The organism is Solibacillus faecavium, assembly GCF_014836905.1.
Taxonomy (GTDB): domain Bacteria; phylum Bacillota; class Bacilli; order Bacillales_A; family Planococcaceae; genus Solibacillus; species Solibacillus faecavium.
The window spans coordinates 83,834-110,180 of record NZ_JACSPZ010000005.1; the positions used below are offsets into that span (position 1 = coordinate 83,834).

Genomic DNA, 26,347 nt, shown 5'->3' on the forward strand with positions numbered 1-26,347 from the left:
TTTTAATAATCTTTAAAACGGTCAAAGATTACTTCATGTAAGTTAATAATGTACGGATACGTTTGAAATCGCCTGAAGATGCAACTTTCGCTTTACGTAAGTGACGTTTTGCTTTAGTTGATTTGTTAGCGAATAAGTGAGAGCCATAAGCACGGTCAAATTTTAATTTACCAGTACCTGTTTTTTTGAAACGTTTCGCAGCTCCACGGTGAGTTTTCATTTTTGGCATGTCGATTTCCTCCTAAACTTGTTTATACATAAGTATTATTTCTCATTCTTTGGTTGAAGAACTAAGAACATGCTTCGGCCTTCCATCTTCGGTTTTTGTTCAACCGTAGATACTTCAGCACACGCTTCGGCAAAGCGATCTAACACACGTTGACCGATTTCTTTGTGTGTAATTGCACGACCTTTAAAGCGAATTGATGCTTTAACTTTGTCACCTTTTTCAAGGAACTTAATCGCGTTACGTAATTTCGTTTGAAAATCATGTTCATCGATCGTCGGGCTCAAGCGAACCTCTTTCATAACGATTACTTTAGAATTTTTACGAATTTCACGGTCTTTCTTTTGCTGATCAAACTTAAATTTACCATAGTCCATAACACGAGCGACTGGTGGTTTGGCTTGAGGGGCTACAAGGACAAGATCCAAGTTAGCACGAGCAGCAATCTCCATCGCTTCTGTACGCGTTTTTAGACCTAGTTGATCACCGTTGTGGTCGATTAGACGAAGTTCGCGTGCGCGAATGCCTTCGTTTACATACATGTCTTTGCTAATATTAATCCACCTCCAAATGTTTGTCGGAATACATGAGTTGGTGTAAAGTATAACCCGGTCGAACGGTACACCTCTGCGTTATGTCCATATGTACTTTTTGTTTTATTCAAACAAAAAGGACGGACATTTGAGATGTCCGCCCGCTATATGTGCATACGCAGTCCTGCGCAAAACAATTCAACGTGTCTAATACCTGCTCGTAACTTATAAAAGCACTTAATCAGGTGAGAAGCGGGCAGCCTCTACTTGCAAACTTTTGTATTCATAACTTAAACAATCTTATCATGCTTTAAAAATAACGTCAAGCTTTTTAGTACGCTTTATAATATAATCTTTTAAGTTTAAAAAGTTTTTTAATTTTCAATGTTTCTTCTTCGATATCGATGTTGTGAAAAAATCATAATCCTCTTTGAAAAATCGGACTGAGTCTATTGATAATCTCAAGGCACAAAAATAAAGCAGTTCAAATTTACTCATAGTAAAATTTGAACTGCTTTTATTATGGAGTTCTAAGTTGCTATCTTATTTTTTTATTTCTTCAGTAATATCTGCAAGGAATTGCTCAAAGCTGATTGTCTCAGAATCCTTCGAACCGTAGCGACGAATATTTACTGAATTATCTTCTACTTCCTTATCTCCAAGTACGAGCATATAAGGAATCTTCTTCATTTGAGATTCACGGATTTTGTAACCTAATTTCTCTTCTCGATCATCCATTTCAACACGTACGCCAGCAGCTGCTAGTTTTTCCTGAACTTCACGAGCGTAGTCATAATGTACGCTGTTTGATACAGGAATAATTGTTGCCTGAACTGGTGCTAACCAAGTTGGGAATGCCCCTTTGTACTCTTCAATTAAGAATGCTACAAAGCGTTCCATTGTCGATACAACACCACGGTGAATAACTACTGGACGTTGTGGCTGACCGTCTTCACCAATGTAAGAAAGGTCGAAGCGTTGTGGCAATAAGAAGTCAAGTTGTGCAGTTGATAAAGTTTCCTCTTTACCGATAGCTGTTTTTACTTGAACGTCTAATTTCGGACCATAGAAGGCTGCTTCATCTTCTGCGATGAAGTAATCATAACCTAGCTCATCCATTGCCTCTTTTAACATTGCTTGTGCAGTTTCCCACATTTGATCGTCATCAAAATACTTCTCTGTGTTATTCGGATCCCGGTATGAAAGACGGAATGAGAAATCTTTCAATTCGAAGTCTTTGTATACTTCAAGGATTAATTCAACTACTTTTTTAAATTCAGCTTTAATTTGATCCGGGCGTACGAAAATGTGCGCATCGTTTAAAGTCATTCCTCGTACACGTTGTAAACCAGATACGGCACCTGACATTTCGTAACGGTGCATTGTACCAAGTTCCGCGATACGGATTGGTAAGTGACGGTAAGAGTGCAGACCGTTTTTGAATACCATCATATGGTGAGGACAGTTCATCGGACGTAAAACAAGTGTTTCATTGTCCATTTCCATTGGCGGGAACATGCCGTCTTGATAGTGCTCCCAGTGACCTGAAGTTTCGTATAATTTTTTCGAGCCTAATACTGGTGTGTATACATGTTTGTAACCTAATGATAATTCTTTATCTACAATATAGCGTTCAATTGTACGGCGGATTGTTGCACCGTTTGGTAACCATAACGGTAGGCCTTGCCCTACTGTTTGAGAAGTCATGAATAAATCTAATTCTTTACCAATTTTACGGTGATCACGCTCTTTTGCCTCTTCAAGCATTTGCAGGTGATGTTTCAACTCGTCTTTTGTAAAGAATGCAGTACCGTAAATACGTTGCAGCATTTTATTATCCGAGTTACCGCGCCAGTATGCACCAGCTAAAGATAAAAGTTTGAACTCTTTTAATTTCCCTGTAGACGGTACGTGTACACCACGGCAAAGGTCAAAGAAATCGCCTTGGTAGTAGATTGATACTTGGTCATCTGCTGGAATTGCTTCAAGTAATTCTAATTTATACTCGTCGCCAACTTCCTCGTAAATTTTTTGTGCTTCATCACGAGATACATTTTTACGCTCGATTTCGATGTTTTCAGAAATGATTTTTTTCATTTCTTTTTCGATTGCTGGTAAATCTTCAGCAGTAATCGGAGTTGGTGAATCGATATCATAGTAGAAACCTGAATCAATTACTGGACCAATACCTAATTTTGCATCTGGGTATAGACGTTTTACTGCTTGCGCTGTTAAGTGAGCAGTTGAGTGACGAAGGATTTCTAACGCTTCATCTGATTTGTTAGTAATGATTTCGATTGCACCATCTTGTTCAATTCCTGTTTTTGCATCGATAAGTGTACCGTTGATTTTACCGGCTAATGTTGATTTTTTTAGACCTGGGCTAATAGAGCCTGCAACGTCTAATGTAGATGTTCCTTTGGCAAATTCCTTTACTGCGCCATCCGGGAAAGTTAATTTGATCATTTCTGACATGTTATTGTCCTCCTTCATTATTTAAAACTAATTTATTTTGGAACGAAGGGCATTTTGAGACCCAACTAGTTGATTGGAGTGAAGGCGGCGACTCCTGGGGGAATAGCGTGACGCCTGAGACTACAGGCTCAGGCCACGCCCCCGGAAAGCGTCCGCCGTAACGGAAATCAACGATATTAGTAGCTTCACCTATTTTAAGGCAAAATAAAAAGCACCGTCCCTATAAAAGGGACGATGCTGTATGCTCGTGGTGCCACCCTTCTTCCTTCTTCGTCAATACGAATTAGAAGCTCTCGGTCAGTTAACGTACTGAGAAACGTTGACGGATTGGCCCCGTCACTGCTCGAAGGTAGTAAAGTGAAACGCTTGTGCTAGGAAGCTTGCAGCCATGGCTCCCCTCTCTATAAGCTAGTTCGTTAAACTTGTTGTCCTTTTCAATGCATTTTTTGTTTAATTACGTACAAAGTATACGCTCGATTTATAACAATTGCAACTGGTAAAAAGTAAATTTTCTTGTTATTTTTTATTCTCGGCGATTGACTCCATCCATCGCAACCGGAATTGTCACAGCTTTAATTCGTTCCATAATACGAGCAGCCTTTACGACTTCGATATCACCACGTTGTGATTGCGCTAAATGATGCTCCAGCCCTTTATAATCAAAGTTCGATGTAATAAATGTCGGTAATTCTTCACTCATTCGGTAATGTAGAATCGTCCCGAGTATTTCATCACGTGTCCATGCCGACATCGTCTCTGCACCGATATCATCCAACATTAATACAGGCGCCTTTTTGACATAGTCTATTTTTTCATTCAAAGTATTGTCGCTAATCGCATTTTTCATTTCTCGTAAAAACTCAGGAACAAATACGACAACTGTTCTTACCTTTAGTGTTGCAAGCTCATTTGCAATCGCTCCAAGTACAAAGGATTTTCCAACACCGAATTTACCGTACAAGTAAAATCCTTTTTTCGGTAATTCTCCCGTTCGCTTATAAGTCGCGACAAATTCAGCTGCTTGTTCTGCAATACTAAGTCGGGAATGATTGTCGATTGCCAAATCTTTTAATGTTGCCTTTAATACATCTTTTGGCATATGCATGCTCGAAATCATATTGGCTACATCACGTCGTTCATCTTCGCGAAGCTTTTGCTCACAAGGAACATACGTAATATCAATGACATTATGCGTTATAAATAATTTTGGAAGATAACCTTGCAATAAATTTGTACATTGTCCTGTATGTCCATTTCCGCAACATCCTGTTGACTGTGAAATAAATTCGTATAATTTAGGTAAACTAATTTCAACCATTTCTTTCGTCACTTGCTGTTCATGTTCACGTAAAAACTGTTGAACTTTCGGATGTTCGATCGTCTCTCTGCGCATCGCTTCAAAACGTTCTTCAAAAGAGGGCATTTTTTTCTTAATTTGATTTAATTGATTATTAATCGGTTCTATTGTTATTCACCTGCCCTATCAAGCTTTTGTAATATTTTTAGGCGCTCCTGTTCGAAATCCACTGTACTGTCTTTTTCTGGTTGCTGCTGCTCATTGCGCTTGTAAAACCAGTCAGGAACTTGTTCATCTCGTCCACTTTTACGATTGTACGAAGGCTTCTTTTGGGAAGTAGCCGGTTGTTTGACCACTGAACTTTCCTGTTTCCATTTCGTATATTTATCGCGTTCTTCACGTGCTAAATCCATCGCCTCTTTAGCCGTCTTCAATTGCTTACGATTCCAGTGATCTGCAATTTTTTCTACATAGCTTTTCGGTAATTTCATATCTGTCGATAACATGACATATTCGAGCAGTACATTAGCTACTCCTATAGGCATGCTATACTTTACAACTAAATCTTCTGCAAGTTGAATTGAAGAAGGAATTGGTTCTTTTCCATTATTGATGTCACGCAACACTTGAACCGGTGGCGTTGTTTCCAAATAATGCAGAAGTTCTTGTTCCTTCGTTAAGTTTTCCGCGTGTAAAGTATCATTATTTTTGCCCTCGAATACTTTTGTCATGACCGGGGCTTCTGTAGAAACGGTCAATTTATAATAATCTGCTGCACAACGTTTTAAACGATCGGTCGTTAGTTTATTTTGCTCGTCCAATGCTTGTATTACCACTTTTTGCATTTGCAATGGCGTGAGATGATACAAAAAGGCAAGCTTTGCAATTGTTTCCTTTGCTTTCACAGTTAATGCTGCACTCGGTATTAACTGCTCAGATAGGCCAGCCTGCAGTAGCTTAAAATCAAATTGCTCATAATAAAATGGATAATCAATTTGCTTCGGTGTCACTGTTTCCAACTCATCCTGAGGCAGATTTTGATTAATCGGACGATACACATCCATAAATGTACGTGTGACCTCTTCAAACTGTTCTTTATTTGGCTGAGTCAAAAAGCGCTGACGTAATTTCCGATAAGCTCCCTCGCCAATTTTACTAAATAAGAACATCGATAAAAGCGGGTCTTTAAAAAAGCTCGGTGCATCGAGTGGTCTTACTAATTCATATATAAAATGACGTTCATTAGCAGTATCCTTTCGCCAAGTACGCATTAAACCAATCGCTTCTAATGCAATTCGCGCTTCAAAAATCTTCTTCAAAGGCATCGACAATACATGCATCAAATAATAATGATTATATTGCTGAGGTGTATGATTTTCAGCTTCCGCCCATAGTGTTAAAAATAAACTTATCGGCTCCGGTCCTGTTAGGGGCTGATAAAATAGCGTTAATAATTGACGTTCATTTGTAGATAAGGCGTGAGGGAGCGTTATTTCAAAATGATCTGTTGGCTGTATTTCTTTAAAGTGAACCATTTTGTCCCCCTCCTAAAACTTATTTGTCACTTGACTGACGTGTCATAATTTCTTTTAGTTCCTCGATAAATACAGTAATATCTTTAAATTGTCGATAAACGGATGCAAATCGTACATATGCAACTTCATCAACTGTTGCTAGGCGATCCATTACCATTTCACCCACATCTTCCGAACGTACTTCTGCATTGCCAAGTCGACGTAATTCCTTTTCAATTGATAATACAATCTCTTCCAATTGATCTAAAGCAACCGGTCGTTTCTCACATGCCCGTATTAGTCCTCGCAATACCTTTTCACGGCTGAATTCTTCACGCGAGCCACCTTTTTTCACAACGATTAAAGGTGTTTCTTCTATTTTTTCAAATGTCGTAAAACGGAAAGCACACGATTCACATTCACGACGTCTTCGAATTTCTTTATTATCATCAACAGGTCTTGAATCTACAACACGTGTACCGTTGTATTGACAAGCTGGACATCTCATATTTTATTTCTCCTAAATGTTAGTTTATCTATATTATAACAAAAACAACGCGCGTGAAATAGTTCTTCATGCGCGTCGAAATTTTCCAAAAGGAAAGTGATTCAATTATATAGTGCCCTATCGATTCACACAATAGAAAATGCCTTTTGTAAAAATAAATATTCTACAAAAGGCAATAGTTTAGTTATATCCCGGCACTATATATGCCGAAAGAATCACTTACCGAATTTCCAATCAAGACTTTTCATTCTTTTTACTCGTAAAAAGAAATTAAATTATGCATTCACCGCTACTAATTCTTTGGCGATTTTATTTGCTAAGTCTACTACACGTGCAGAATAACCCCATTCGTTATCATACCAAGCAATTACTTTTACTTTACGGTCGCCTAAAACGATTGTTGTTAATCCATCAACTGTAGAAGAATATGTTGTTGTATTGTAGTCTGAAGATACTAATGGCTCCATTGAGAAGTTTAAAATACCGTTCATTTTGCCTTCAGCAGCTGCTTTAAATGCAGCATTTACTTCTTCTACTGATACATCTTTTTCTAAATCTACAACTAAGTCCACTAATGATACGTTTGGTGTTGGTACACGTAAGGCCATACCGTGAATTTTGCCATCTAACTCTGGCAACACTAAGCGTAAAGCTTTAGCTGCACCAGTTGAAGTTGGAATAATTGACGATGCACAGTTACGAGCACGACGTAAATCTTTATGTGGGTTATCAATGTTATTTTGATCATTAGTATAAGCGTGTACAGTTGTCATTAAGCCGTTTACAATACCAAATTCATCATTTAATACTTTTGCTACTGGAGCTAGGCAGTTTGTCGTACAAGAAGCGTTTGAAATGACATCGTGTTTTGATAAATCTAATTTATCATCGTTTACACCTAACACTACTGTAATATCTTCATTTTTACCTGGAGCTGTTAAAATAACTTTTTTCGCGCCAGCTTCTATATGCTTTGCAGCGTTTTCACGGTCATTGAATTTACCAGTAGCTTCAATAACAATATCTACACCCATTTCAGCCCATGGTAATTTTAAAGGATCGCGTTCACTAACTAGCTCAACACGTTTACCGTTTACGATTAATGCACCTTCAACCGCTTCAACAGTACCTGGAAATACACCATGATTTGTGTCATACTTAATTAAATGTGCTAACGTTTCAGATGGGTAACTTGCATTTACTGCTACGATATTAACATCACCGCGCATCATCGCTTGTCGGAATACCATACGACCAATGCGGCCAAAACCATTAATTGCAATAGAAACTGTCATATTATTTAAATCCTCCTAAAAGTACGATTCATTCGTTTTATTTATTCGTTGATTAGTATAACACATATTCTAAAAAGGTGAACATATTTAACACATATAAAAAAAGTTGTTATTTTCAGATAATACATACCCTAAAAATAAATGCCTTAACCCGCTTCAAACAAAAACGGGCAAGGCATTATTTTATTTCAAAACATTCCATTCATATAAAACATTTTGCAATTGAAGGGCAGTATCTTCCAAAGAGCCATTATTATAAATAACTATATCAGCTAGCGCTTCTTTATCTTTTACAGGAATTTGCGTAGCAATACGTGCTTTGGCTTCTTCTTCTGTCAAGCCGTTTCGTTCCATTAAGCGTTCTAGTTGAACATCCTCCCTTACCGAAACTACAATAATCCTTTCAACAAAATGCTCGAGCTTGCTTTCGAATAATAATGGAATATCCATAAATACGTTTTTTTCACCGTATGAAATAAACTCATCACGCTGGCGAATCATTTCTTCACGAATAGCTGGGTGAATGATGGCATTTAGTTGTTGACGCTTCGATTCATCATGGAAAATAAGATTCCCTACTTTTGCGCGGTCCATTGTACCATCTTCAGAAATGACATCCTGTCCAAATACTTCGGCGATTTTCAAAAGCGTTGGACTTCCTGGCTCTACGACTTGTCGTGCAACTTGATCGGCATCAACAATTGGTAAGTTATATGACTGAATCATTTTTGCGACTGTACTTTTTCCACTTGCAATACTTCCTGTTAAACCTATAATCACAGTAATTCCCCTTTACTTTTGACATTGAGGACAATATGTTGACGTCCTTCCCCCGATAACGATGGACTCTGTATTTGCTTCACATATTACACATTGTTTTTTTCCGTACATTTTTAAGCGATGCTGCATCGTACCTGCCCCACCGTTAATACTCCGATAGTCAGATATTGTAGAGCCGCCTGAGTCGATGCTTTCCTGAAGTACATCACAAATCATTTGAAAGAGCTCCATTTTTTTCTCTCTATTTAAGTCACTTGTCACACGGCCAGGATGAATGAATAATTTAAATAAAGCTTCAGTTGCATATATATTCCCGCAGCCTGAGATAACTTGACCGTCCATAATGACTTCTTTAATCGCCTTTTTCGCAAATTTCGGCTTTTCACTTTGCGTTAGGAAAAAATCACATGCGCTTTCATCAAAAGGCTCCGGTGCCATTTTCAGTAAAGGTGGATGGTCTGCTAGTTCTTTTATAAAGCGCAATTCACCAAAACGGCGGATATCAGCATAGACAAGCAATTCTCCGCTTGCCAATGTAAATATCGCATGGATATGCTTACGGAATTTTTCTTCCGTTATCTCCACCACATCATTCACAACAAACCATGCGCCACTCATCCCTAAATGGTTCACTAAAATAAAACGTTCATCATTTTTCTTTAGATGAAAGAATATATATTTTGATCTGCGCTCCAATTTATCGATTTTCATATCGCGTACTAATAGTTCAAATTGAGAAGGCTTTGCGTTTTTTACAATCGCCTGTTTCCCTGCCTCATGCGATGTATAAACGACATCCGATAAAGAGACAGATTCAATCGTCTTCCCTTCTACGATTGGCCGTAAATCACGTACGACCCCTTCTACTTCTGGTAATTCTGGCATAAATGGTACTCCTTATTTCGCATCGTACCATGTAGGACCATATGAAAATTCAACCTTTAACGGCACGCTCAACTTAATTGCATTTTCCATAACTTCAGGTACGATACGTTCTAAAATTTCAATTTCTTCTTTTGGTGCTTCAAAAATAAGCTCATCGTGTACTTGTAACAACAGCTTCGTCTGCAACCCTTCTTGTTCAAGGCGAGCATCCATGTCAATCATTGCTTTTTTAATAATATCCGCTGCACTTCCTTGAATCGGCGTGTTCATCGCCGTACGCTCTGCAAAACTTCTTAAATTGAAGTTCGAGCTTGTGATGTCCGGCAAGTAGCGGCGGCGATTTAAAATCGTTGTAACAAAGCCGGCTTTCTTGGCCTCTTCAATACTTGTATCCATATAGTTTTTTACACCAGGGAAGCTTTGCAAGTAGTTTTCAATGAAAATCCCAGCTTCTTTACGTGTAATATCAAGGCTTTGTGATAAGCCATAATCACTAATCCCGTATACAATACCAAAGTTTACAGCTTTTGCTGTGCGACGCATTAAGCTTGTCACATCATCCGGATTTTCAAGATTAAACACATCCATTGCCGTCCGTGTATGGATATCCATTCCTTGCTGGAATGCCTCTACAAGCGCATCATCACCGCACATATGAGCCAATACGCGCAGCTCAATCTGTGAATAGTCCGCCGCAAACAAAATCCAATCCTTTTTCGACGGAACAAATGCTTTTCGAATTTTACGTCCTTCTTCTAAACGAATCGGGATATTTTGTAAATTCGGGTTTGTTGAGCTTAAACGCCCAGTTGAAGTTAAAGCCTGCTGGAATCGGGTATGCACTTTTGAATCTTCTTTATGCACTTCTTTTATTAAACCTTCAATATATGTTGATTGCAGTTTCGCAAGCGTACGGTACTCAAGAATATGCTTCACAATGTCATGCTCGGACTGTAACTTCTCCAGTACATCGGCTGCTGTTGAATATCCTGTCTTTGTCTTTTTAATGACAGGTAAGCCTAATTTATCAAATAAGATAACACCAAGCTGTTTCGGTGAATTAATATTGAATTTCTCGCCTGCCAGTTCATAAATTGTCGCTTCCATTACTTCGAGCTTTGTCTTCAGTTCATCACCCATTTGACGCAATGTATCGATATTGACTGTTATCCCTTCGCTCTCCATTTTCCCTAAAATATGTGCAAGCGGCAGCTCCAGCTCTTTATATAATTCAAACTGTTCATTTTCTTTAAGTGTTTGCTCTAAAACTGGCTGCAGCTTCCATACTGCTACTGCTTTTCGGCTTACATGTTCTGCTACATGATCTGCCCCCGGAACAATCCACTTTGCCCCTTTTCCGTAAATCGCTTCATTGGATTGTACATCCTGATAACCGAATTCTTTTGCAAGTGTTGCAACATCATCACCAGAAATCGACGGCTTTAAAATGTACGAAGCTAACAATAAATCGAACTCCACACCTTTTAGCTCAATCCCTAAACGATGGAGCATTGCTTGTGTCGCTTTACTGTCTACCATATATTTTTTCTTTGTTTCATCTTGGATCCATGCTTTTAAATCTGCATTATCCACTACATTATCAATCGCTGTATATACCGTGCGTTCCCCGTCTGTCAAGGCTAAACCGAGGGCATTACAGCTATGGTAATGTTCATTTTCCAACTCCAGATGAATTGCCATCGTATCTTTTAACATGTCAGCTTTAATAGACTGTACATTTTCAAATACTAGTTCAGCTTGTTCAGTTTCTACTGCTTCAAAATCGCTCTTTTCGATTAAAGATTTAAACCCAAGCTCTTGCCATACATTAAGAAGTGATTCCTCATCCGGACCTGAATAAGCTAAATCATCCAGTGAAATTGTTAGTGGTGCATCTGTATGAATTGTCGCAAGTTTTTTTGATAAGTGTGCCATTTCTTCATTATCTACCAGCTTTTCCTTCATTTTCGATGCTTTCAATGAATCCATCGCTTCATATAGTTTTTCAATTGTACCGTGTTCCTTCAATAATTTAATCGCTGTCTTTTCACCAACGCCCGGAACTCCCGGAATATTATCCGATTGATCGCCCATAAGCCCTTTCATATCGATAATTTGCTCCGGTGTCAGTCCATACTTTTCTTGAATATGTGCCGGTGTATATTTTTCAATATCGGTAATCCCTTTACGAGTTATATAGACTGTGACATCTTCTGTTGCTAGCTGCGTTAAATCTTTGTCTCCCGAAACAACGATAACTTCTATACCTTGTCCGGCAGCCTGTTTCGCTAGTGTTCCGATAATATCATCTGCTTCGTACATTTCCAGTTCATAGCGTTTAATGTTGTATGCATCAATCAGCTTACGAATATAAGGGAATTGTTCGGAAAGCTCTGGCGGAGTTTTTTGACGTCCACCTTTATATTCACCGAACGATTCATGACGAAAAGTCGTTTTCCCGGCATCGAACGCAACAAGCATTTGTGTCGGATTTTCCTCACCGATAATTTTTTGCAGCATCGTTGTAAATCCGTAAGTAGCATTTGTATGAATCCCACTGTCATTTGTCAGCAGCGGCAATGCAAAAAAAGCACGATAAGCCAATGAGTTTCCATCTAGTAAAAGTAATTTTTGTTTTGTCATGCGCGTTCCTCCATTAATCAATTTCACCTCGGGGTGATTACGCCCGGTTTCGGGTCAGGTTCACAGGATACGGATCAGTCACCCGACACTTTTAACCGGATTTTCTTTTAAACACTCTTTGCCGAATCTGTTGCTCCACCCAGAGGCATTAACTTCTGGCGTGTGTTCAAAACGCACTGTAAGAAGTTAAGTTACGATTGTATGTTCTCCTTCTACTTTAGCGATTATTGCGATGAATTGCCAACATAAACGCAAACTCTTCTGCAATAAAATTCTTATTCGCCACAATTATGCAGGACGCCAAAGTGAATGTCCCTTCCAAGAACTTAACATCAGCAGGCAATACCCTCTATTCGCAATTCATCGCAAACTCCATCTTATAATCCTTATGCAAACAGAAACCTTCCGCAATATGTATTTCCCGCCTAAAAAGAAAAAATCCAGATGAATGCAAAATAGCATAATCTGGATTTTTCCATCATTGAATTAAGTTCATATTAGTTTAGAAGTTATTTATATAACTAAAGAAAATCTTTATAATTTGAAGTGATTAATTTGTCCTTTTAACTTAATAATCATTTCATTCAATTCGTGTGCGATGCTCAACATTTCTTCAGTCGATGCTGTCTGTTCTTCTATTGATGCAGCAATACTTTGAGAATGCTCATTGGTTTCTTCCAATGAGTGAACAGTTATATCCGTTGTTTCAAGTACCCGATTAGAGTCCGTTGCGATTACTTGGAATGCATCTGTTACATTTTGAATTTCATTTTTCATATTATCCACTAATTTAGATATTGTATTAAATGTTTCAACAGCCGAGTAGATCGTCACGCTTTCCTGCTCGATTTTCGTTACAACATTATTAATTGCAACAACAGATTCATTTGAATCTTTTTGCATTTCATTAATCAATGTCGTAATATCACTCGCCGAATTCGCCGATTGTTCTGCCAATGAACGAACTTCATCCGCTACTACTGCGAAACCTTTCCCGTATTCCCCAGCTCTTGCCGCTTCGATTGCCGCATTTAAAGCAAGTAAGTTGATTTGATCTGAAATACTTGAAATAATTTTCGTGATTTGACCAACTTCTAAAGAACGGCTATTCATTTGTTCTGTTTTCATTAATGACATTTTCGCCGTTTCATTAATTGTTTCGATTCCTGCAACAGACTTATGAATAACTTCTATTCCTTGTGTTGCGACAGTATTGGTATCTATCGCCTCCTGTGCCACTAATTTCGTAACATTAGAAATTTCTTCAATTTTGAATGCGATCTGTTCCACTGCCACCCGGTTTTGTACAGCGCCTTCTGTAATTAGCTCAGTGCTAGAAGCAATTTCCTGAATCGCGCCCGATACCTGATTCGATGTAATTGTTAACTGTTCTACCGTCTCTTTTAATATCGAAGAACCTTCCTCAACATGGTCGGATGTGTCGGTTACATGGTAGATAGTCTCTCTCAATTGCGTTTGCATATCCGAGAAGCTAGTTGTTAAACGCCCGATTTCGTCATCACTGTATACTTCCAATTGTTTTGATAAATCACCCTGTGCCACAATTTCAGTGTGGTTTAAAAGCTGATTTAAAGGATTCACAATTTTTTTTGAAACCATAACCGCTATAATTGAGCCTATAATCAATGCAACAAGCAGTGAAGCAACTATAATTATAATTAACAATCTATTCAATTCATCAATAAAATCCGCATCCGCATCCAATCCCAGAACAGAATCCGTCCCAGGAATTTGAAGAAAGGTTGATTGATGTTTACCATAATCATCTTCATAGATCTCGCTCGCCACTGTTTCCGTTGTGGAAAGTGCCGCTGTCTGTTCTTCTGTAAAAGCAAGCGGTGTCAGGTAATCTTCCGAATTCCCCAATACCAGAATAACTTCCTCTCCATCGACTTTACTCATAATATAGGCATTTTCTAAATCAAAATCATTTTGGAAATCGGTTGTGGCTTCCAGTAATTTTTCATATGAAGCCTTGTTTTTCTTAGCATCATTCACTATATCCGCGTCAAAAAGCGTACTGAATTTTTCCATACTCAACAATAAGTTTTGGTTGTGCTGCGGAATGATCTGGTTATTAATTAAGTTGCTGGAAACCAAGAATAGAAGTGAACTAAAAACAACACTTAATAAAATAATTGGAACTAAAATTCCTAATAAAATCTTGGTTTTTACTGAATTATATTTTTTTAACATTTACATTGCTCTTTAAAACAATTATGAAATTGTTTTAACCAAGCTTCCCCCCAAATTTAATTTTTCACATACAACTTTTCTTCTTTTTCTACATATTCCATAAAGTCCAACGATAAGATATGGTCATTTTGTGCCAACGATTCACTGCTAAAGAAAATGACAGCAAACGTTGCACCCTGACCGTACGGAATATGACGATATTCTAAAATATGGTGGAATTGTTTCTGCAATAATTCATGGTGTATCACAAGCCCGTCATCAATCTTTATCTCACCTTCAAACTCGGCACAAGTAAAGCTGTAAATTTTATTGTCCATTGTATTTCTTAAGGTAGCCCAATCCGGTTTTTTCTGTTCGAAGAAATAGTCGTACGAGTTAACCCCATATGCAAAACTTCCCAATTCGGTCGTACCTGCACCAGCAAAGCGTAATGGATTCACTTCAATTGGTACAATTGTTCCTTCATCATCCATGCGCAGTTCTACGTGCAGCGGCATTTTCCGTAAATTGAAGATTTCCCCAAGTCCTTGCAGATACTCGGTAATCGGAGTTAAGTAATTTTGCAGCACTTGCTTGCTCGTATAATAAATACGATCACTCATATCTTTTTCGTCTTTGAACATACGCGCAAATAAATTGAGCACAACCGGATCATTCTTTTCGTCGAAGAAAAGATCGATTGCAAATTCCTGCCCCTCAATATAACTTTCAATGATAAAGGTTTCACTACCCAAAATATCCTTTGAATCGTCTTCACTCGACTGTTCCATCGTTTCTTCCATCTTATCGATTATACTTTGGAATTCTTGTAGATTCTCTACTCTGTAAACCCCAACACTTGAGTATCCGACTGTCGGCTTAAAGATTAACGGATAGGGTAGTGAGGATAGATCAAGTTGCCCTAATTCACCTGAAGTAGTTTCTAAAAAGAAGAAATTAGGATAACTCTCAGCTAAACGCTTTCTGAATGCAAATTTATTTTTAAATAAATTCGCTGTTTTTGTTACATGCGATTCTGCATAATATTCATTTAGAATCTGAATGGCTTCTTCAGAATTCATAATGATTAAATCCTCTTGTTGAAATACTTTCACCAGATTTTGCTCATCTTCTGATTTGTCATTTAGAATCAACTGTTGTTCAATATCTAAAATCTTTACTTTCTTTTCGATCAATGTTTCTGCTAAGAGCGGGGATACATAAGCTGTATCTAATAGAATCAAAACTTTCACTTCCTTATATGTATAGAGCATTAATTAAACAACGCGCATTATTACCTAATTTTTCTGAATATATAAGCATTTATACCCTAAAAAATTATTACAATATATGCAAAAAAGACTACGCTTGTTATATTATACACACTTCTTTAAATTTTTCCATTTTATTTAAATAATCTTGCTATAATAAAAACCGCGTGGAATAAAATCCCGCGCGGTCTAAATATCTATTTAATTTTATTTTTGAACTTCACAACATGTACACTGTTTTTCTCTTCTTTATAAAAAATCTCTTCAAAAATAACTGTTAGTAAAAATGCATTTAAAAATGGAATGATGATATACATTGGCATACCACCTAAATCGTATTGCATTAATCCACGTGCAAATACCTCAACAAAACCAATTTGGGAAAAGTAAAAAATCATTCCTACTCCTACCTGCCAAATCGGACGCTTGTCCTCACGTTTTTCAAACCATAGTACTTTTTTAAACGAATTACGGACATCTTCTGCTATAAAGGCACTTAACAATAAAATCACAATAAATAAAATAGGTATATGATAAATTTCCACTTTCATGAAACTTAAATTCGTTTGATAAAATAGTGCTGTCACTGATGTTGCCATAATGAAAGCAATTAAACTATTTTGTATTTTTCTACTCAAATTTGCTCCCCCTTAATTATATTACTCACTTATTATAACAATAAAATAATAATTTGAAATAATATAATTCAAATTTTCAGTGAAGGTAAATATTGTAAAATAAATCCACCAATAAAAAAGGCTATTTAGAATGGGTTTACATTCTAAATAGCTTTTTTCTGCTTTTAATCTAATTGACCTGATAGTAATTTCGCATATGGTGAATCAGATGGAATAATAATCATTGTCTCATTACCAATTGTTTTCTTGTATGATTCCAATGTTCGGAATAAACTGTAGAACTCCGGGTCTTTCGAGTAAGCGGCATTATAAATTTGAGCTGCCTGTGCTTCCCCTTCTGCACGGATTACAGACGCTTCCTTATTTGCTTTTGCAAGTGTTACCTGTACTTCCTGATCAGTCTTTGCCTCTTTACTACGCTTTTCCGCATCCCCTTCAGACAGATACTTTTGCGCAATCGATTGACGTTCCGAAACCATTCGTGTATAAACAGACTGTTCGTTCTCCTCAGGTAAATCAGTACGGCGAATACGCACATCAATTACTTCAATACCGAAATTGGCAGATTCAATTAATTCATTGACACGTTGTGTAACACGGTCATTAATGTTCCCGCGTTTCGAATCTTTTTCATTAATAATATCTCCGTACTCCGTTTGACCGAATTCTGTACGAAGTGCCGAATAAATAAACTCCTCCATACGATTTTCCGCATTGAGCAACTGTCCTGCATTTGAGATTAACGCTTTTGGATCCGTAACACGCCATACTGTATAATTGTCGATAATAATCCGCTTTTTATCCTTCGTGCTGATCTCTTCTTCTGTCATATCATGAGTCATTAAATTTCTTGGAAGAGTCGTCACACTTTGGATGAATGGGATTTTCATATGAAGTCCCGGTTCCCTTTCGTACTTCACTACTTCCCCGAACTGACGAACTACTTTATATTCATTTTCTTTTACAATATACAAGTTCGCAACTACGACAATTAATGCAGCAAACACAACCGTTAATACAATAGCAGAAGTAACCCATTGCTTAACATTTAAAGGCTTTTTATCTTTTTTTAATGGTGTTGGTGCTTTTTTTGTATTTAAATCACCGTTATTTACTTGTTGATCTGGATCATTCGCTTTCGGGACTTTCTTTACTTCTTTCGATCCGTTTTTATTGCCGAATAGTTTTTTCACAAATTCATCTAAATCGCCGTTAAAATTATTTTTGTCGTTACTCATTCACTTTTGCTCCCTTCTTTTTTCTCTTCTGTAGAAGGTGGTGTCGTTTGCATTGGTTGAATCGGCAAGTACTTCATCGTACCGCTGCCATCATCATTCATTATATAAATTTGGGCATTCGGTAAAACTGCCTCCAATGTTTCTAGTACTAATCGTTCACGTGTAATATCTTTATTCAGGCGATATTCTTCATAAAGCTGATTAAATAATGCCACTTCACCTGTAGCTTGCTCAATACGTGAAGCCTTTTCCCCTTCCGCTTTTGAAAGAATTGCCGCTGCTTCACCAACCGCTTCACTTACACGCTGGTTTTCATACTTTTCTGCTTCGTTAATCTTTGTATTTTTTGTCTCACGCGCATCGGTAACATCTGTGAATGCTGCACGTACTTCCTGATTTGGTACTTCTACATCTTGCAGCTTTACGCCTACAACCCCAATACCGATATCGTACTTATCGATTAACGATACAAGCAACTCACGTGTTTCTGCTTCAATATCCGCTTTACCATCCGTTAATGCCTCATCGATTGTTGAGCTGCCAATGATTGAACGAATCGCACTGGATGTCGCATTATGTAAAATCGCTCGCGGCTCCTGTGAACTAAATAAGTATTTTTTCGGGTCAACTATTCGCCATTGAACAACAAGATCTGTTAAAACAATATTTTCATCACCTGTAATCATTTTTGTTTCTTTATCGAATGCTTCCACCGTACCGTCCGGATTTTGCTTATAGCCGAACTGTAAACTGTATGTTTCCTTTGATAAAATCTCTACTGCCTGTACTGGCCATGGTAATTTAAAATGAAGTCCTGAATCTTGTATTGTCTCATCCGCTTGACCAAATGTAATCACTACTGCCTGTTCCGATTCATCTACTGTATACCACGATGTCGTAACAACAATAATTGCCACAACGGCAAACAAGGCAAGTGCTACCCATAGTAATGTTCTTTTTACACTCATCGTAAAGAACCTCCTTTTTTATTTTCCTTTTATTCTACGCTCCATCTATTGTAAAAGTTTCATATTTTTTGAGAAACATAAAAAGGTAGAAGAAAATCAAAAAACCATGCAAATAGCGCAAAGCTTTTTGCATGGTCGCGTGTACCATTGTGGCATATTACCTTTTTTGAAACGGGGGTTTCTATAAAAAATATATCACCCCAATATAAAGGCTATATAACATTATTGTAAAGCTACTGTTAAGCTTTAACGTTGTAATGGCAGAAATACTTTTATGCTGGTACCTTTGCCAATTTCACTTGCTACTTGAATTTTCCCATTATGAGCTTCTATTAAATGTTTCACGATAGATAATCCAAGCCCTGTACCACCAGAATTACGGCTACGTGCACGATCCACCCTGTAAAAGCGTTCAAAAATACGTGCAATCTCTGCTTTTTCAATGCCGATTCCTTCGTCCTTCACTTCAAAAATTCCGTATTGTTCATTCGCACTAATACATAGTGTCACGGTAGTTTCTTCTTTTGAATATGCAATGGCATTATTAATTAAATTCGTAAAAATCTGCATCAATCGATTAACATCACCTAAAATAACCGCATCCTGCTCAATTTTCACATCAAATTGCATATTTTTACTTTCCAGCTGCGAACTCGTTAAATCAACAACCCGCACTAAAATATCCTGAAGCTTCGTTGGGGTCACATCAAGCGTAAAGCCGTGGCGCTCAATTTTGGATAGCTCGAGTAAGTCATTAACAAGAACCTGAATTCTATTGCTTTCATCGTAAATGATATTCAAGAAAGAAAGCAACATTTGCTCGTCTTTAAACGCTCCATCCAGAAGGGTTTCCGAAAAACCTTTAATCGATGTAATCGGTGTACGCAGCTCATGGGATACATTCGCCACGAAATCTTTTCTAATCTGCTCCAATCTTACAAGCTCACTTACATCATGCATGACTATAACTACACCTAGCCAACGACCGTGCTCACCAACAACAGGTGCCCCATATACTTGCTCATAATATTCTTCGTCAGCAATTTCCATTACAAGCTGCTGGCGATATGGCAATTCCGTTAAAAACACATGGTCGATAAATTGCTCCAGTTCCTTTGGTAATCCTAGCATCATGAAATTTTTACCGATAAGCTGTTCTGTGGGGAGCTCGAAAAGTGTTTGGAACTTTTTATTAACAATAGAAATGTTCCCTTCACGGTCTATCATCATTAGCGCACTACCCATATTTTCAATTAATGTCTTTAAACGTTCTTCCTCGATTGCCCGCGTCTTCGTTATATCCTGTAAATTGCGTGCTAAAATATTGATTGAATTTCGTAATTCCACAATTGTTTTTGGTCCATTTGCAAAAGCCCGCGCCCGATAGTTGCCTTTCGATAACTCCAGTGCCGTCTTTGTAATATTGATAATCGGCGTTATAAAATTACTGGCAACGCGATGAGCCATAAAACCCGTTATAATAAATCCACCTAATAACATTGCCGCTATAAGTACATACATTTTTTGCTTAATATCTATTAAAGACTCTGCCTCAACATCAATCCTAGAGGCATCTATAATAGCTTGTTTTTGACTTGCCGTTAGCTCAATCTGCTGTTCCTCTACTATCTGTGCTAATTTGTTTTCTGAGACATTTGTCGCTTCGTTAATATATTCATCAATAAAAAAAGGAAAAAGCTGCCCTATGAACAGCCCTAGAACAGCTAAACTTGATCCAATAACAAAAATAAACGAATAAAACAAACGATTTTTCATTCCGTTCATTATTTTTTTGGCTCCTCAAATTTATATCCTAAACCACGAATTGTTTTAATATAAAGTGGTTTACGACTATTTTCTTCAATTTTATCTCGAAGATGGCTAATATGGACGTCTACAATACGTGTATCTCCTGCAAAATCATAGTTCCAAACAGCACTAAGTAATTGATCACGTGTTAATACCCGATTTTTATTTTCAAGTAAGTATACTAGTAATTCAAATTCTTTCGGTGTGAACTCCAAAGATTCTTCATCAATAAATGCTTCAAATCGCTCCGGGAATACTCTTAAATTTCCAAACGAGTATACGACTTCATTTGTCTCAATTGCCTCTTCTACAACTGGTCCTGAAAAACGTCGCAATACAGCCTTAACACGTGCGATTACTTCTCGAGGGCTAAATGGTTTAGTCATGTAGTCATCTGCACCCAGCTCTAAACCTAATACTTTGTCGAATTCATCATCTCTAGCTGTTAACATAATAATTGGTATATTTATGCGTAAACGTCGTAATTCTTTACATACTTCCACACCATCAAGTTTCGGCAGCATTAAATCCAGTAATATTAAGTCTGGTGCTTGCTGAACTGCCGTATCAAGCCCAGCCTGACCATCATGTGCTAAAAGAACTTCAAAGCCAGCTTGCTCCAAATTATATTTCAATAATGTTGCGATTGGCATTTCATCTTCTACTACTAAAACCGTTTTAACCATTTTAAGTTCCTCCAAATCGATTTGAAACCCCCATCTCAAAATCAATTTTCCATGTGGTTGACTATCAACTATTTCTATAATTATGTACTGCTTAGAAGCACTATCTTCATAGTAGCAACTTTTTTTGAAAAGTACAATTATTCATATGTGAAGACATCATTTTACTGACTAGAATTTCATATACCTTATTATTTCGATAGGTAAAATAACATTTCTTATTGACCGAATATTTGTTATTATGTTAACATTTAGAAAATTATTTATATGCGCACGGAAGATAAGCGTATGTAAATTTTTTTAATATTAATTCCGAGTATTTCAATATGTTAAGTATAACAATAGAAAGCAGGTGCTTCCATGGCAAATGGAATCAATATTGAGTTAATTAATTTAACGAAAAGTTTCGGTGAAAAAGAAGTATTAAAGGATATTAACTTAACAATCCCCGCTGGACAATTTGTCGCAATTGTCGGGAAAAGTGGTTGCGGAAAGAGTACGCTTCTACGAATCATCGCAAATTTAGATCAAAAAACAGCTGGCGAATCTTTAAAGAACGGGATTCACCAAGATGATTTCTCAGGCGTTCGCGTCATGTTTCAAGAGGATCGATTACTCCCATGGCTGTCTGTTTTAGAAAATGTCGGGGTTGGCACAGAGTTGAAAAAGGATTGGCAACCGCTCGCATTAGAAGCGCTTGAACATGTTGGGTTAAAGGACCGCGCTAAAGAGTGGCCACATGTATTGTCAGGTGGGCAAAAACAAAGGGTTGCACTAGCGCGTGCACTTAGTGCAAAACCAAGACTCTTGTTATTGGATGAGCCGCTCGGGGCATTGGATGCTCTGACACGATTGGAAATGCAAAATCTAATCGAACAATTATGGTTAAACCAAAAATACACTTCGTTGCTCGTGACACATGATGTGGCAGAAGCAATTACATTGGCGGATCGAATTATTCTAATAGAAGACGGGATTGTAGCACTGGATTTGCCAGTTAACCTTCCCCGCCCTAGAACACGCTCAAATCCAAAATTTGCGGAGCTAGAGGAAATACTGCTTCAACAGTTATTAGGACAACAAATAAAAACAGAATCACCAACTAAACAAAAACAATTACAAGCAATTATTTGAGGAGGTATTACTAATGAAAAAACTACTCTCTATCTTTTTTCTCTTAACTCTATCCATTATTTTAGTCGGGTGCTCAGCATCGAATGCAGAAAATAAAAAGGTGCGAATTGGCTACCAAAAAAACGGTACAACATTATTATTAAAAGCGAATGGTGAACTTGAATCACGTTTAAAGGAATTAGGTTATTCAGTGGAATGGTCTGAATTCAATACGGGCAGTTCAATTCTAGAAGCATTAAACTCCGGAGCTATTGATTTTGCCAATGCAAGTGATGCCCCATCAATGATGGCATTATCAAAAGGAATGAATTTCAAATACATCGCAGGTGAAGAATCTTCTCCACAATTCGAGGGGATTTTAGTAAAAAATGACAGCCCTATCCAATCAATAGAACAATTGAAGGGAAAAAAGATTGCGTACAATAAAGCTTCCATCTCCGAATATTTATTAGTTACTGCTTTGGAAACAGTTAATCTGACACTGGATGATGTAGAATCTGTTATTTTAAGTCCTGCAGATGCGACTATTGCATTTCAAAACGGTGAGGTTGATGCCTGGGTTACTTGGGATCCGTATATGACGGTTTCCGAAAGTAAAGGCAATCAAATTTTAGCTACAGGAGAAGGCATTGTGGAACACCGCGGATTCTACTATGCATCTGATAAATTTATTGAATCCAATAAAGATGCTGTCGTTGCCTATGTGGAAGAATTATCTAAAGTCGGTGAAGCTATTGATACTGATTCAAGTGATGCAGCAGAAATTCTTGAAGAGAATACAGGTATCGCCGCAGATGTTTGGGTAACAAGCTTAGCCCGACGTTCATCTGTTGCTACTTATTTGGATGAAGATGCACAAGCAGATTTACAAAGATTAAATGAAGATCTTTATGACATTGGATTAACAACTAATCTTGTAGAAAATCTTGAAAACTATATTTGGAAACCATAAGAGGTGAGTAAATGAAGAAGAAAAAATGGATTCATTTGATTGAGCCGTGGATCATTCCTATTTTAATTATTATCATTTGGGAAGTATCAAATAAAACAGGCATCCTTGCCAATACAATATTACCTGCCCCCTCTGATGTAATAGCAGCAGGTTATCAACAAGCAGCTTCAGGGGTTCTGTTTGAACATCTTCAAATCAGTACAACACGTGCTTTAATCGGGTTTCTGATCGGCGGAAGTATTGCTTTTATTATCGGTATTTTGAATGGGATTGTTCCATTCGCACAGCGGTATTTAGATACAACTATTCAAATGCTGCGAAACATTCCGAATTTGGCACTCATTCCATTAGTTATTATTTGGTTTGGTGTAGGCGAAGAAGGAAAAATCTTTTTAGTGGCAATAAGCGTTTTTTTCCCTATTTACGTCAATACGTACCACGGAATCCGTAATGTAGATCCGCGGTTAATCGAAATGGGGAAAATATATAATCTTTCGAAATACAAACTGTTTTTTAAAGTAATTATTTTAGGAGCAATGCCATCGATATTAGTCGGTATTCGCTATTCATTAGGAATAATGTGGCTTACTTTAATTGTTGCAGAAACAGTAGCGGCAAGTTCAGGTATCGGTTATATGTCAATGAATGCACGTGAATATATGCAACTTGATATTGTTGTATTGGCAATTATTTTATATGCCATTTTAGGAAAAATTGCAGATTCTATTGCAAAACTATTAGAGAAAAAATTATTAAAATGGAATCCCGTGTACCAATAAAAAAATGAAGGGCTTCGGTATAAACTACCGAAAGCCCTTTTTGCTTTATATTATTTCAATGCTTTCATAACGTCTACAACTGCATCCGCAGAATGATCCAACGCTGCTTTTTCATCATCTGTCAGTTCCAGCTCATAAATTTTTTCAATTCCATCGGCACCTAATAATGTTGGTACGCCTAAATAAATGCCATTATAACCATATTCACCTTCTAAGTAGGCGATTGCTGGCAAAATTCGCTTTTGATCCTTTAAAATCGCTTCCGCCATCTCCACCATTGCAGCTGCCGGTGCGTAGTACGCAGAACCGTTTCCTAATAGATTAACAATTTCTCCTCCACCAACACGTGTACGCTGTACTATTTCCTCTAAACGATCCGCTGGAATCAAGCTATGTAAAGGTACCCCTCCAATGGAAGCATATCGCGTTAATGGAACCATTGTGTCACCATGACCGCCTAATACTAAAGCCGAAATGTCTTTTACCGAAACATTTAATTCCTCTGCAACAAACGCGCGGAAACGAGCAGTGTCCAATACACCCGATTGACCAATGACACGAGTTTTCGGGAACCCCGATTCTTTAAACACTGTATAAGTCATCGCGTCTACAGGGTTTGTTAAAACGATAATAATTGCATTTGGAGAAGTGTTTGCAATTTCCTTTGCTACAGTTTTCATTACACCTTGATTAATTTGAACTAAATCATCACGACTCATACCCGGCTTACGTGCAACACCCGCAGTAATTAATACGATATCCGAGTTAGCTGTATCCTCATAAGATGATGTACCTGTCACATATGAATCAAATCCTTGAACAGGGGCTGCTTCCCACATATCCAATGCTTTTCCCTTTGTAGGATTTTCAGCTGCTGGAAGGTCTACTACTACAATATCGCCCAATTCTTTTTGTGCAGCTAAAAATGCTGCTGTTGCTCCGGTAAATCCACTACCAATTACTGAGATTTTTTTGCGTTTAAGTTTCATTATGAATCGCTCCTTTAGAATAATAATCTTAGCATCATAAAAATATGTACAAAAAAGGGAGAAAACATTACGCTCTCTCCCTTTTGTAACTATTATTAATTTTGGAACGAACAACTTATAAAGTCAATTATTACCTCTATCATTTTGAAATTATTAGAACAATACTATTCATTACTAAACAATTTGTTCATAATTTCACATATAAAGGTAAAAAATTAAGCTTTAATTAGAAGTTTTCGATTAATTTTGTAGCGAATTCAGAACATTTAACTTCTGTAGCGCCATCCATTAAACGTGCGAAGTCATAAGTTACATATTTAGAAGAGATTGTTTTCTCTACAGAATTTGTAATTAAGTCCGCAGCTTCTTGCCATCCTAAGTGCTCAAGCATTAATACGCCTGATAATAATACTGAAGATGGGTTTACTTTATCTTGACCAGCATACTTAGGTGCAGTACCATGAGTAGCTTCAAAAATAGCGTGTCCAGTTAAGTAGTTAATGTTAGCACCTGGAGCGATACCGATACCACCAACTTGAGCAGCTAATGCGTCAGAGATGTAGTCACCATTTAAGTTCATAGTAGCTACTACGTCGAACTCATTTGGACGAGTTAAAATTTGTTGTAAGAAGATATCAGCGATAGAATCTTTAATTAAGATTTTACCAGCAGCTAATGCAGCAGTTTGTGCTTCGTTAGCAGCAGCTTCGCCTTTATCAGCTTTGATAGCATCGTATTGGTTCCAAGTGAATACTTTGTCGCCGAATTCAGCTTCAGCTACATCGTAACCCCATTGTTTGAATCCACCTTCAGTGAACTTCATGATGTTACCTTTGTGTACTAAAGTAACAGATGGTTTGTTGTGTTGGATAGCATATTCGATAGCAGAACGTACTAAACGCTCAGTACCTTCTTTAGATACAGGTTTGATACCTAAACCAGAAGTTTCTGGGAAACGGATGTTTTTAACACCTAGTTCGTTTTGTAAGAATGCTAATAATTTCTTTTGCTCGTCAGAACCAGCTTTGTACTCGATACCAGCATAGATATCTTCAGTGTTTTCACGGAAGATTACCATGTTTACGTCTTCTGGACGTTTAACTGGTGAAGGTACACCGTCAAAGTGACGAACTGGACGTAAGCATACATATAGGTCTAACTCTTGACGTAATGCTACGTTAAGTGAACGGATACCGCCACCGATTGGAGTTGTTAAAGGACCTTTAATAGCGATTAAGTATTCGTTAATTTTTTCTAAAGTTTCTTTTGGTAACCATTCACCAGTTTGGTTGAATGCTTTTTCACCAGCTAAAACTTCTAACCATTCGATTTTCTTTTCACCGTTATAAGCTTTTTCTACAGCTGCGTCGATTACGCGAGATGCTGCTGCCCAGATATCTGGACCGATACCGTCACCCTCGATGAAAGGGATTACTGGATTGTTTGGAACGATTAAAGAACCGTTTTCTACTACGATTTTGTTAGTCATTGGAAATTTGCCTCCTAATAATCATAAATCTAGGACTGTGTCAAT

At 37.5% G+C, this 26,347-nt stretch carries 22 protein-coding genes; 3 read left to right on the forward strand and 19 right to left on the reverse strand.

Annotated elements, in window-relative coordinates; genetic code table 11:
• Positions 1-28 precede the first annotated feature (28 nt).
• The 17 genes from rpmI to H9635_RS12095 all read right to left on the reverse strand — a co-directional run bounded on the left by rpmI (position 29) and on the right by H9635_RS12095 (position 20,962).
• Entirely contained in the window at positions 29-229 is a 201-nt protein-coding gene (gene rpmI, locus H9635_RS12015; protein ID WP_036156293.1) for a 50S ribosomal protein L35, read from the reverse strand.
• A 35-nt stretch (positions 230-264) separates the two neighbouring features.
• Positions 265-768: a translation initiation factor IF-3 gene (gene infC, locus H9635_RS12020; protein ID WP_191700545.1), complete on the reverse strand. Its 504-nt coding sequence runs from the start codon at positions 766-768 to the stop codon at positions 265-267.
• Between the two features lie 534 nt (positions 769-1,302).
• Complete coding sequence (gene thrS / locus H9635_RS12025) at positions 1,303-3,234, reverse strand: threonine--tRNA ligase (RefSeq protein ID WP_191700546.1); 1,932 nt, start codon at positions 3,232-3,234, stop codon at positions 1,303-1,305.
• Positions 3,235-3,757: 523 nt separating this feature from the next.
• On the reverse strand, positions 3,758-4,699 hold the full coding sequence (gene dnaI / locus H9635_RS12030) for a primosomal protein DnaI (protein WP_191700671.1): 942 nt from the start codon (positions 4,697-4,699) through the stop codon (positions 3,758-3,760).
• A gap of 2 nt (positions 4,700-4,701) precedes the next feature.
• A complete protein-coding gene (locus H9635_RS12035; protein ID WP_191700547.1) occupies positions 4,702-6,066 on the reverse strand; it encodes a replication initiation and membrane attachment family protein in 1,365 nt (454 codons plus the stop codon).
• A 19-nt stretch (positions 6,067-6,085) separates the two neighbouring features.
• Positions 6,086-6,553 (reverse strand): transcriptional regulator NrdR, encoded by a 468-nt coding sequence (nrdR, locus tag H9635_RS12040; RefSeq protein WP_191700548.1) that lies wholly within the window; start codon positions 6,551-6,553, stop codon positions 6,086-6,088.
• A 275-nt stretch (positions 6,554-6,828) separates the two neighbouring features.
• A complete protein-coding gene (locus H9635_RS12045; protein ID WP_191700549.1) occupies positions 6,829-7,848 on the reverse strand; it encodes a glyceraldehyde-3-phosphate dehydrogenase in 1,020 nt (339 codons plus the stop codon).
• Between the two features lie 183 nt (positions 7,849-8,031).
• A complete protein-coding gene (gene coaE / locus H9635_RS12050) occupies positions 8,032-8,628 on the reverse strand; it encodes a dephospho-CoA kinase (RefSeq protein WP_318245213.1) in 597 nt (198 codons plus the stop codon).
• Positions 8,629-8,640: 12 nt separating this feature from the next.
• On the reverse strand, positions 8,641-9,513 hold the full coding sequence (gene mutM / locus H9635_RS12055; RefSeq protein WP_191700550.1) for a bifunctional DNA-formamidopyrimidine glycosylase/DNA-(apurinic or apyrimidinic site) lyase: 873 nt from the start codon (positions 9,511-9,513) through the stop codon (positions 8,641-8,643).
• Positions 9,514-9,525: 12 nt separating this feature from the next.
• Positions 9,526-12,156 (reverse strand): DNA polymerase I, encoded by a 2,631-nt coding sequence (gene polA, locus H9635_RS12060; protein ID WP_191700551.1) that lies wholly within the window; start codon positions 12,154-12,156, stop codon positions 9,526-9,528.
• A 534-nt stretch (positions 12,157-12,690) separates the two neighbouring features.
• Positions 12,691-14,373, reverse strand: a complete 1,683-nt coding sequence (locus tag H9635_RS12065) for a methyl-accepting chemotaxis protein (protein WP_191700552.1) — start codon at positions 14,371-14,373, stop codon at positions 12,691-12,693.
• Between the two features lie 56 nt (positions 14,374-14,429).
• Complete coding sequence (locus H9635_RS12070; RefSeq protein WP_191700553.1) at positions 14,430-15,596, reverse strand: ATP-grasp domain-containing protein; 1,167 nt, start codon at positions 15,594-15,596, stop codon at positions 14,430-14,432.
• A 224-nt stretch (positions 15,597-15,820) separates the two neighbouring features.
• On the reverse strand, positions 15,821-16,261 hold the full coding sequence (locus H9635_RS12075; protein WP_191700554.1) for a DNA polymerase I: 441 nt from the start codon (positions 16,259-16,261) through the stop codon (positions 15,821-15,823).
• 164 nt (positions 16,262-16,425) lie between these two features.
• Entirely contained in the window at positions 16,426-17,499 is a 1,074-nt protein-coding gene (gene hflC / locus H9635_RS12080; protein ID WP_191700555.1) for a protease modulator HflC, read from the reverse strand.
• Positions 17,496-18,467, reverse strand: coding sequence for an FtsH protease activity modulator HflK (gene hflK / locus H9635_RS12085; RefSeq protein WP_191700556.1), 972 nt, complete (start codon positions 18,465-18,467; stop codon positions 17,496-17,498). Before hflK ends, hflC begins: the two co-directional genes overlap by 4 nt.
• Positions 18,468-18,713: 246 nt before the next feature.
• Positions 18,714-20,252 carry a two-component system histidine kinase PnpS gene (pnpS, locus tag H9635_RS12090; protein ID WP_191700557.1) on the reverse strand — a complete coding sequence of 513 codons (1,539 nt, stop codon included), beginning with the start codon at positions 20,250-20,252 and terminating at the stop codon, positions 18,714-18,716.
• Positions 20,252-20,962, reverse strand: a complete 711-nt coding sequence (locus H9635_RS12095) for a response regulator transcription factor (RefSeq protein WP_191700558.1) — start codon at positions 20,960-20,962, stop codon at positions 20,252-20,254. Before H9635_RS12095 ends, pnpS begins: the two co-directional genes overlap by 1 nt.
• Before the next feature lie 357 nt (positions 20,963-21,319).
• Between H9635_RS12095 and H9635_RS12100 the strand changes: the two genes are divergently transcribed.
• From H9635_RS12100 to H9635_RS12110, 3 genes are read left to right on the forward strand one after another with little or no spacing between them, the layout of a single operon-like run.
• Positions 21,320-22,093 carry an ATP-binding cassette domain-containing protein gene (locus H9635_RS12100; RefSeq protein ID WP_191700559.1) on the forward strand — a complete coding sequence of 258 codons (774 nt, stop codon included), beginning with the start codon at positions 21,320-21,322 and terminating at the stop codon, positions 22,091-22,093.
• 13 nt (positions 22,094-22,106) lie between these two features.
• Complete coding sequence (locus H9635_RS12105) at positions 22,107-23,045, forward strand: sulfonate ABC transporter substrate-binding protein (protein ID WP_191700560.1); 939 nt, start codon at positions 22,107-22,109, stop codon at positions 23,043-23,045.
• 11 nt (positions 23,046-23,056) lie between these two features.
• On the forward strand, positions 23,057-23,824 hold the full coding sequence (locus tag H9635_RS12110; protein WP_191700561.1) for an ABC transporter permease subunit: 768 nt from the start codon (positions 23,057-23,059) through the stop codon (positions 23,822-23,824).
• A gap of 50 nt (positions 23,825-23,874) precedes the next feature.
• Here the strand turns inward: H9635_RS12110 and mdh are convergent, their stop codons facing one another.
• Positions 23,875-24,813: a malate dehydrogenase gene (gene mdh / locus H9635_RS12115; protein WP_191700562.1), complete on the reverse strand. Its 939-nt coding sequence runs from the start codon at positions 24,811-24,813 to the stop codon at positions 23,875-23,877.
• A 226-nt stretch (positions 24,814-25,039) separates the two neighbouring features.
• A complete protein-coding gene (icd, locus tag H9635_RS12120) occupies positions 25,040-26,302 on the reverse strand; it encodes an NADP-dependent isocitrate dehydrogenase (RefSeq protein WP_191700563.1) in 1,263 nt (420 codons plus the stop codon).
• Positions 26,303-26,347 lie beyond the last annotated feature (45 nt).

Coding starts and splice junctions, on each gene's coding strand:
- H9635_RS12100 (WP_191700559.1), top strand. CDS start 21,320: ATGGCAAATGGAATCAATATTGAGTTAATTAATTTAACGAAAAGTTTC.
- rpmI (WP_036156293.1), bottom strand. CDS start 229: ATGCCAAAAATGAAAACTCACCGTGGAGCTGCGAAACGTTTCAAAAAA.
- H9635_RS12065 (WP_191700552.1), bottom strand. CDS start 14,373: ATGTTAAAAAAATATAATTCAGTAAAAACCAAGATTTTATTAGGAATT.
- polA (WP_191700551.1), bottom strand. CDS start 12,156: ATGACAAAACAAAAATTACTTTTACTAGATGGAAACTCATTGGCTTAT.
- H9635_RS12095 (WP_191700558.1), bottom strand. CDS start 20,962: ATGGTTAAAACGGTTTTAGTAGTAGAAGATGAAATGCCAATCGCAACA.
- thrS (WP_191700546.1), bottom strand. CDS start 3,234: ATGTCAGAAATGATCAAATTAACTTTCCCGGATGGCGCAGTAAAGGAA.
- hflC (WP_191700555.1), bottom strand. CDS start 17,499: ATGAGTAACGACAAAAATAATTTTAACGGCGATTTAGATGAATTTGTG.
- H9635_RS12105 (WP_191700560.1), top strand. CDS start 22,107: ATGAAAAAACTACTCTCTATCTTTTTTCTCTTAACTCTATCCATTATT.
- nrdR (WP_191700548.1), bottom strand. CDS start 6,553: ATGAGATGTCCAGCTTGTCAATACAACGGTACACGTGTTGTAGATTCA.
- hflK (WP_191700556.1), bottom strand. CDS start 18,467: ATGAGTGTAAAAAGAACATTACTATGGGTAGCACTTGCCTTGTTTGCC.
- pnpS (WP_191700557.1), bottom strand. CDS start 20,252: ATGAACGGAATGAAAAATCGTTTGTTTTATTCGTTTATTTTTGTTATT.
- mutM (WP_191700550.1), bottom strand. CDS start 9,513: ATGCCAGAATTACCAGAAGTAGAAGGGGTCGTACGTGATTTACGGCCA.
- H9635_RS12035 (WP_191700547.1), bottom strand. CDS start 6,066: ATGGTTCACTTTAAAGAAATACAGCCAACAGATCATTTTGAAATAACG.
- H9635_RS12110 (WP_191700561.1), top strand. CDS start 23,057: ATGAAGAAGAAAAAATGGATTCATTTGATTGAGCCGTGGATCATTCCT.
- icd (WP_191700563.1), bottom strand. CDS start 26,302: ATGACTAACAAAATCGTAGTAGAAAACGGTTCTTTAATCGTTCCAAAC.
- mdh (WP_191700562.1), bottom strand. CDS start 24,813: ATGAAACTTAAACGCAAAAAAATCTCAGTAATTGGTAGTGGATTTACC.
- H9635_RS12045 (WP_191700549.1), bottom strand. CDS start 7,848: ATGACAGTTTCTATTGCAATTAATGGTTTTGGCCGCATTGGTCGTATG.
- infC (WP_191700545.1), bottom strand. CDS start 768: ATGTATGTAAACGAAGGCATTCGCGCACGCGAACTTCGTCTAATCGAC.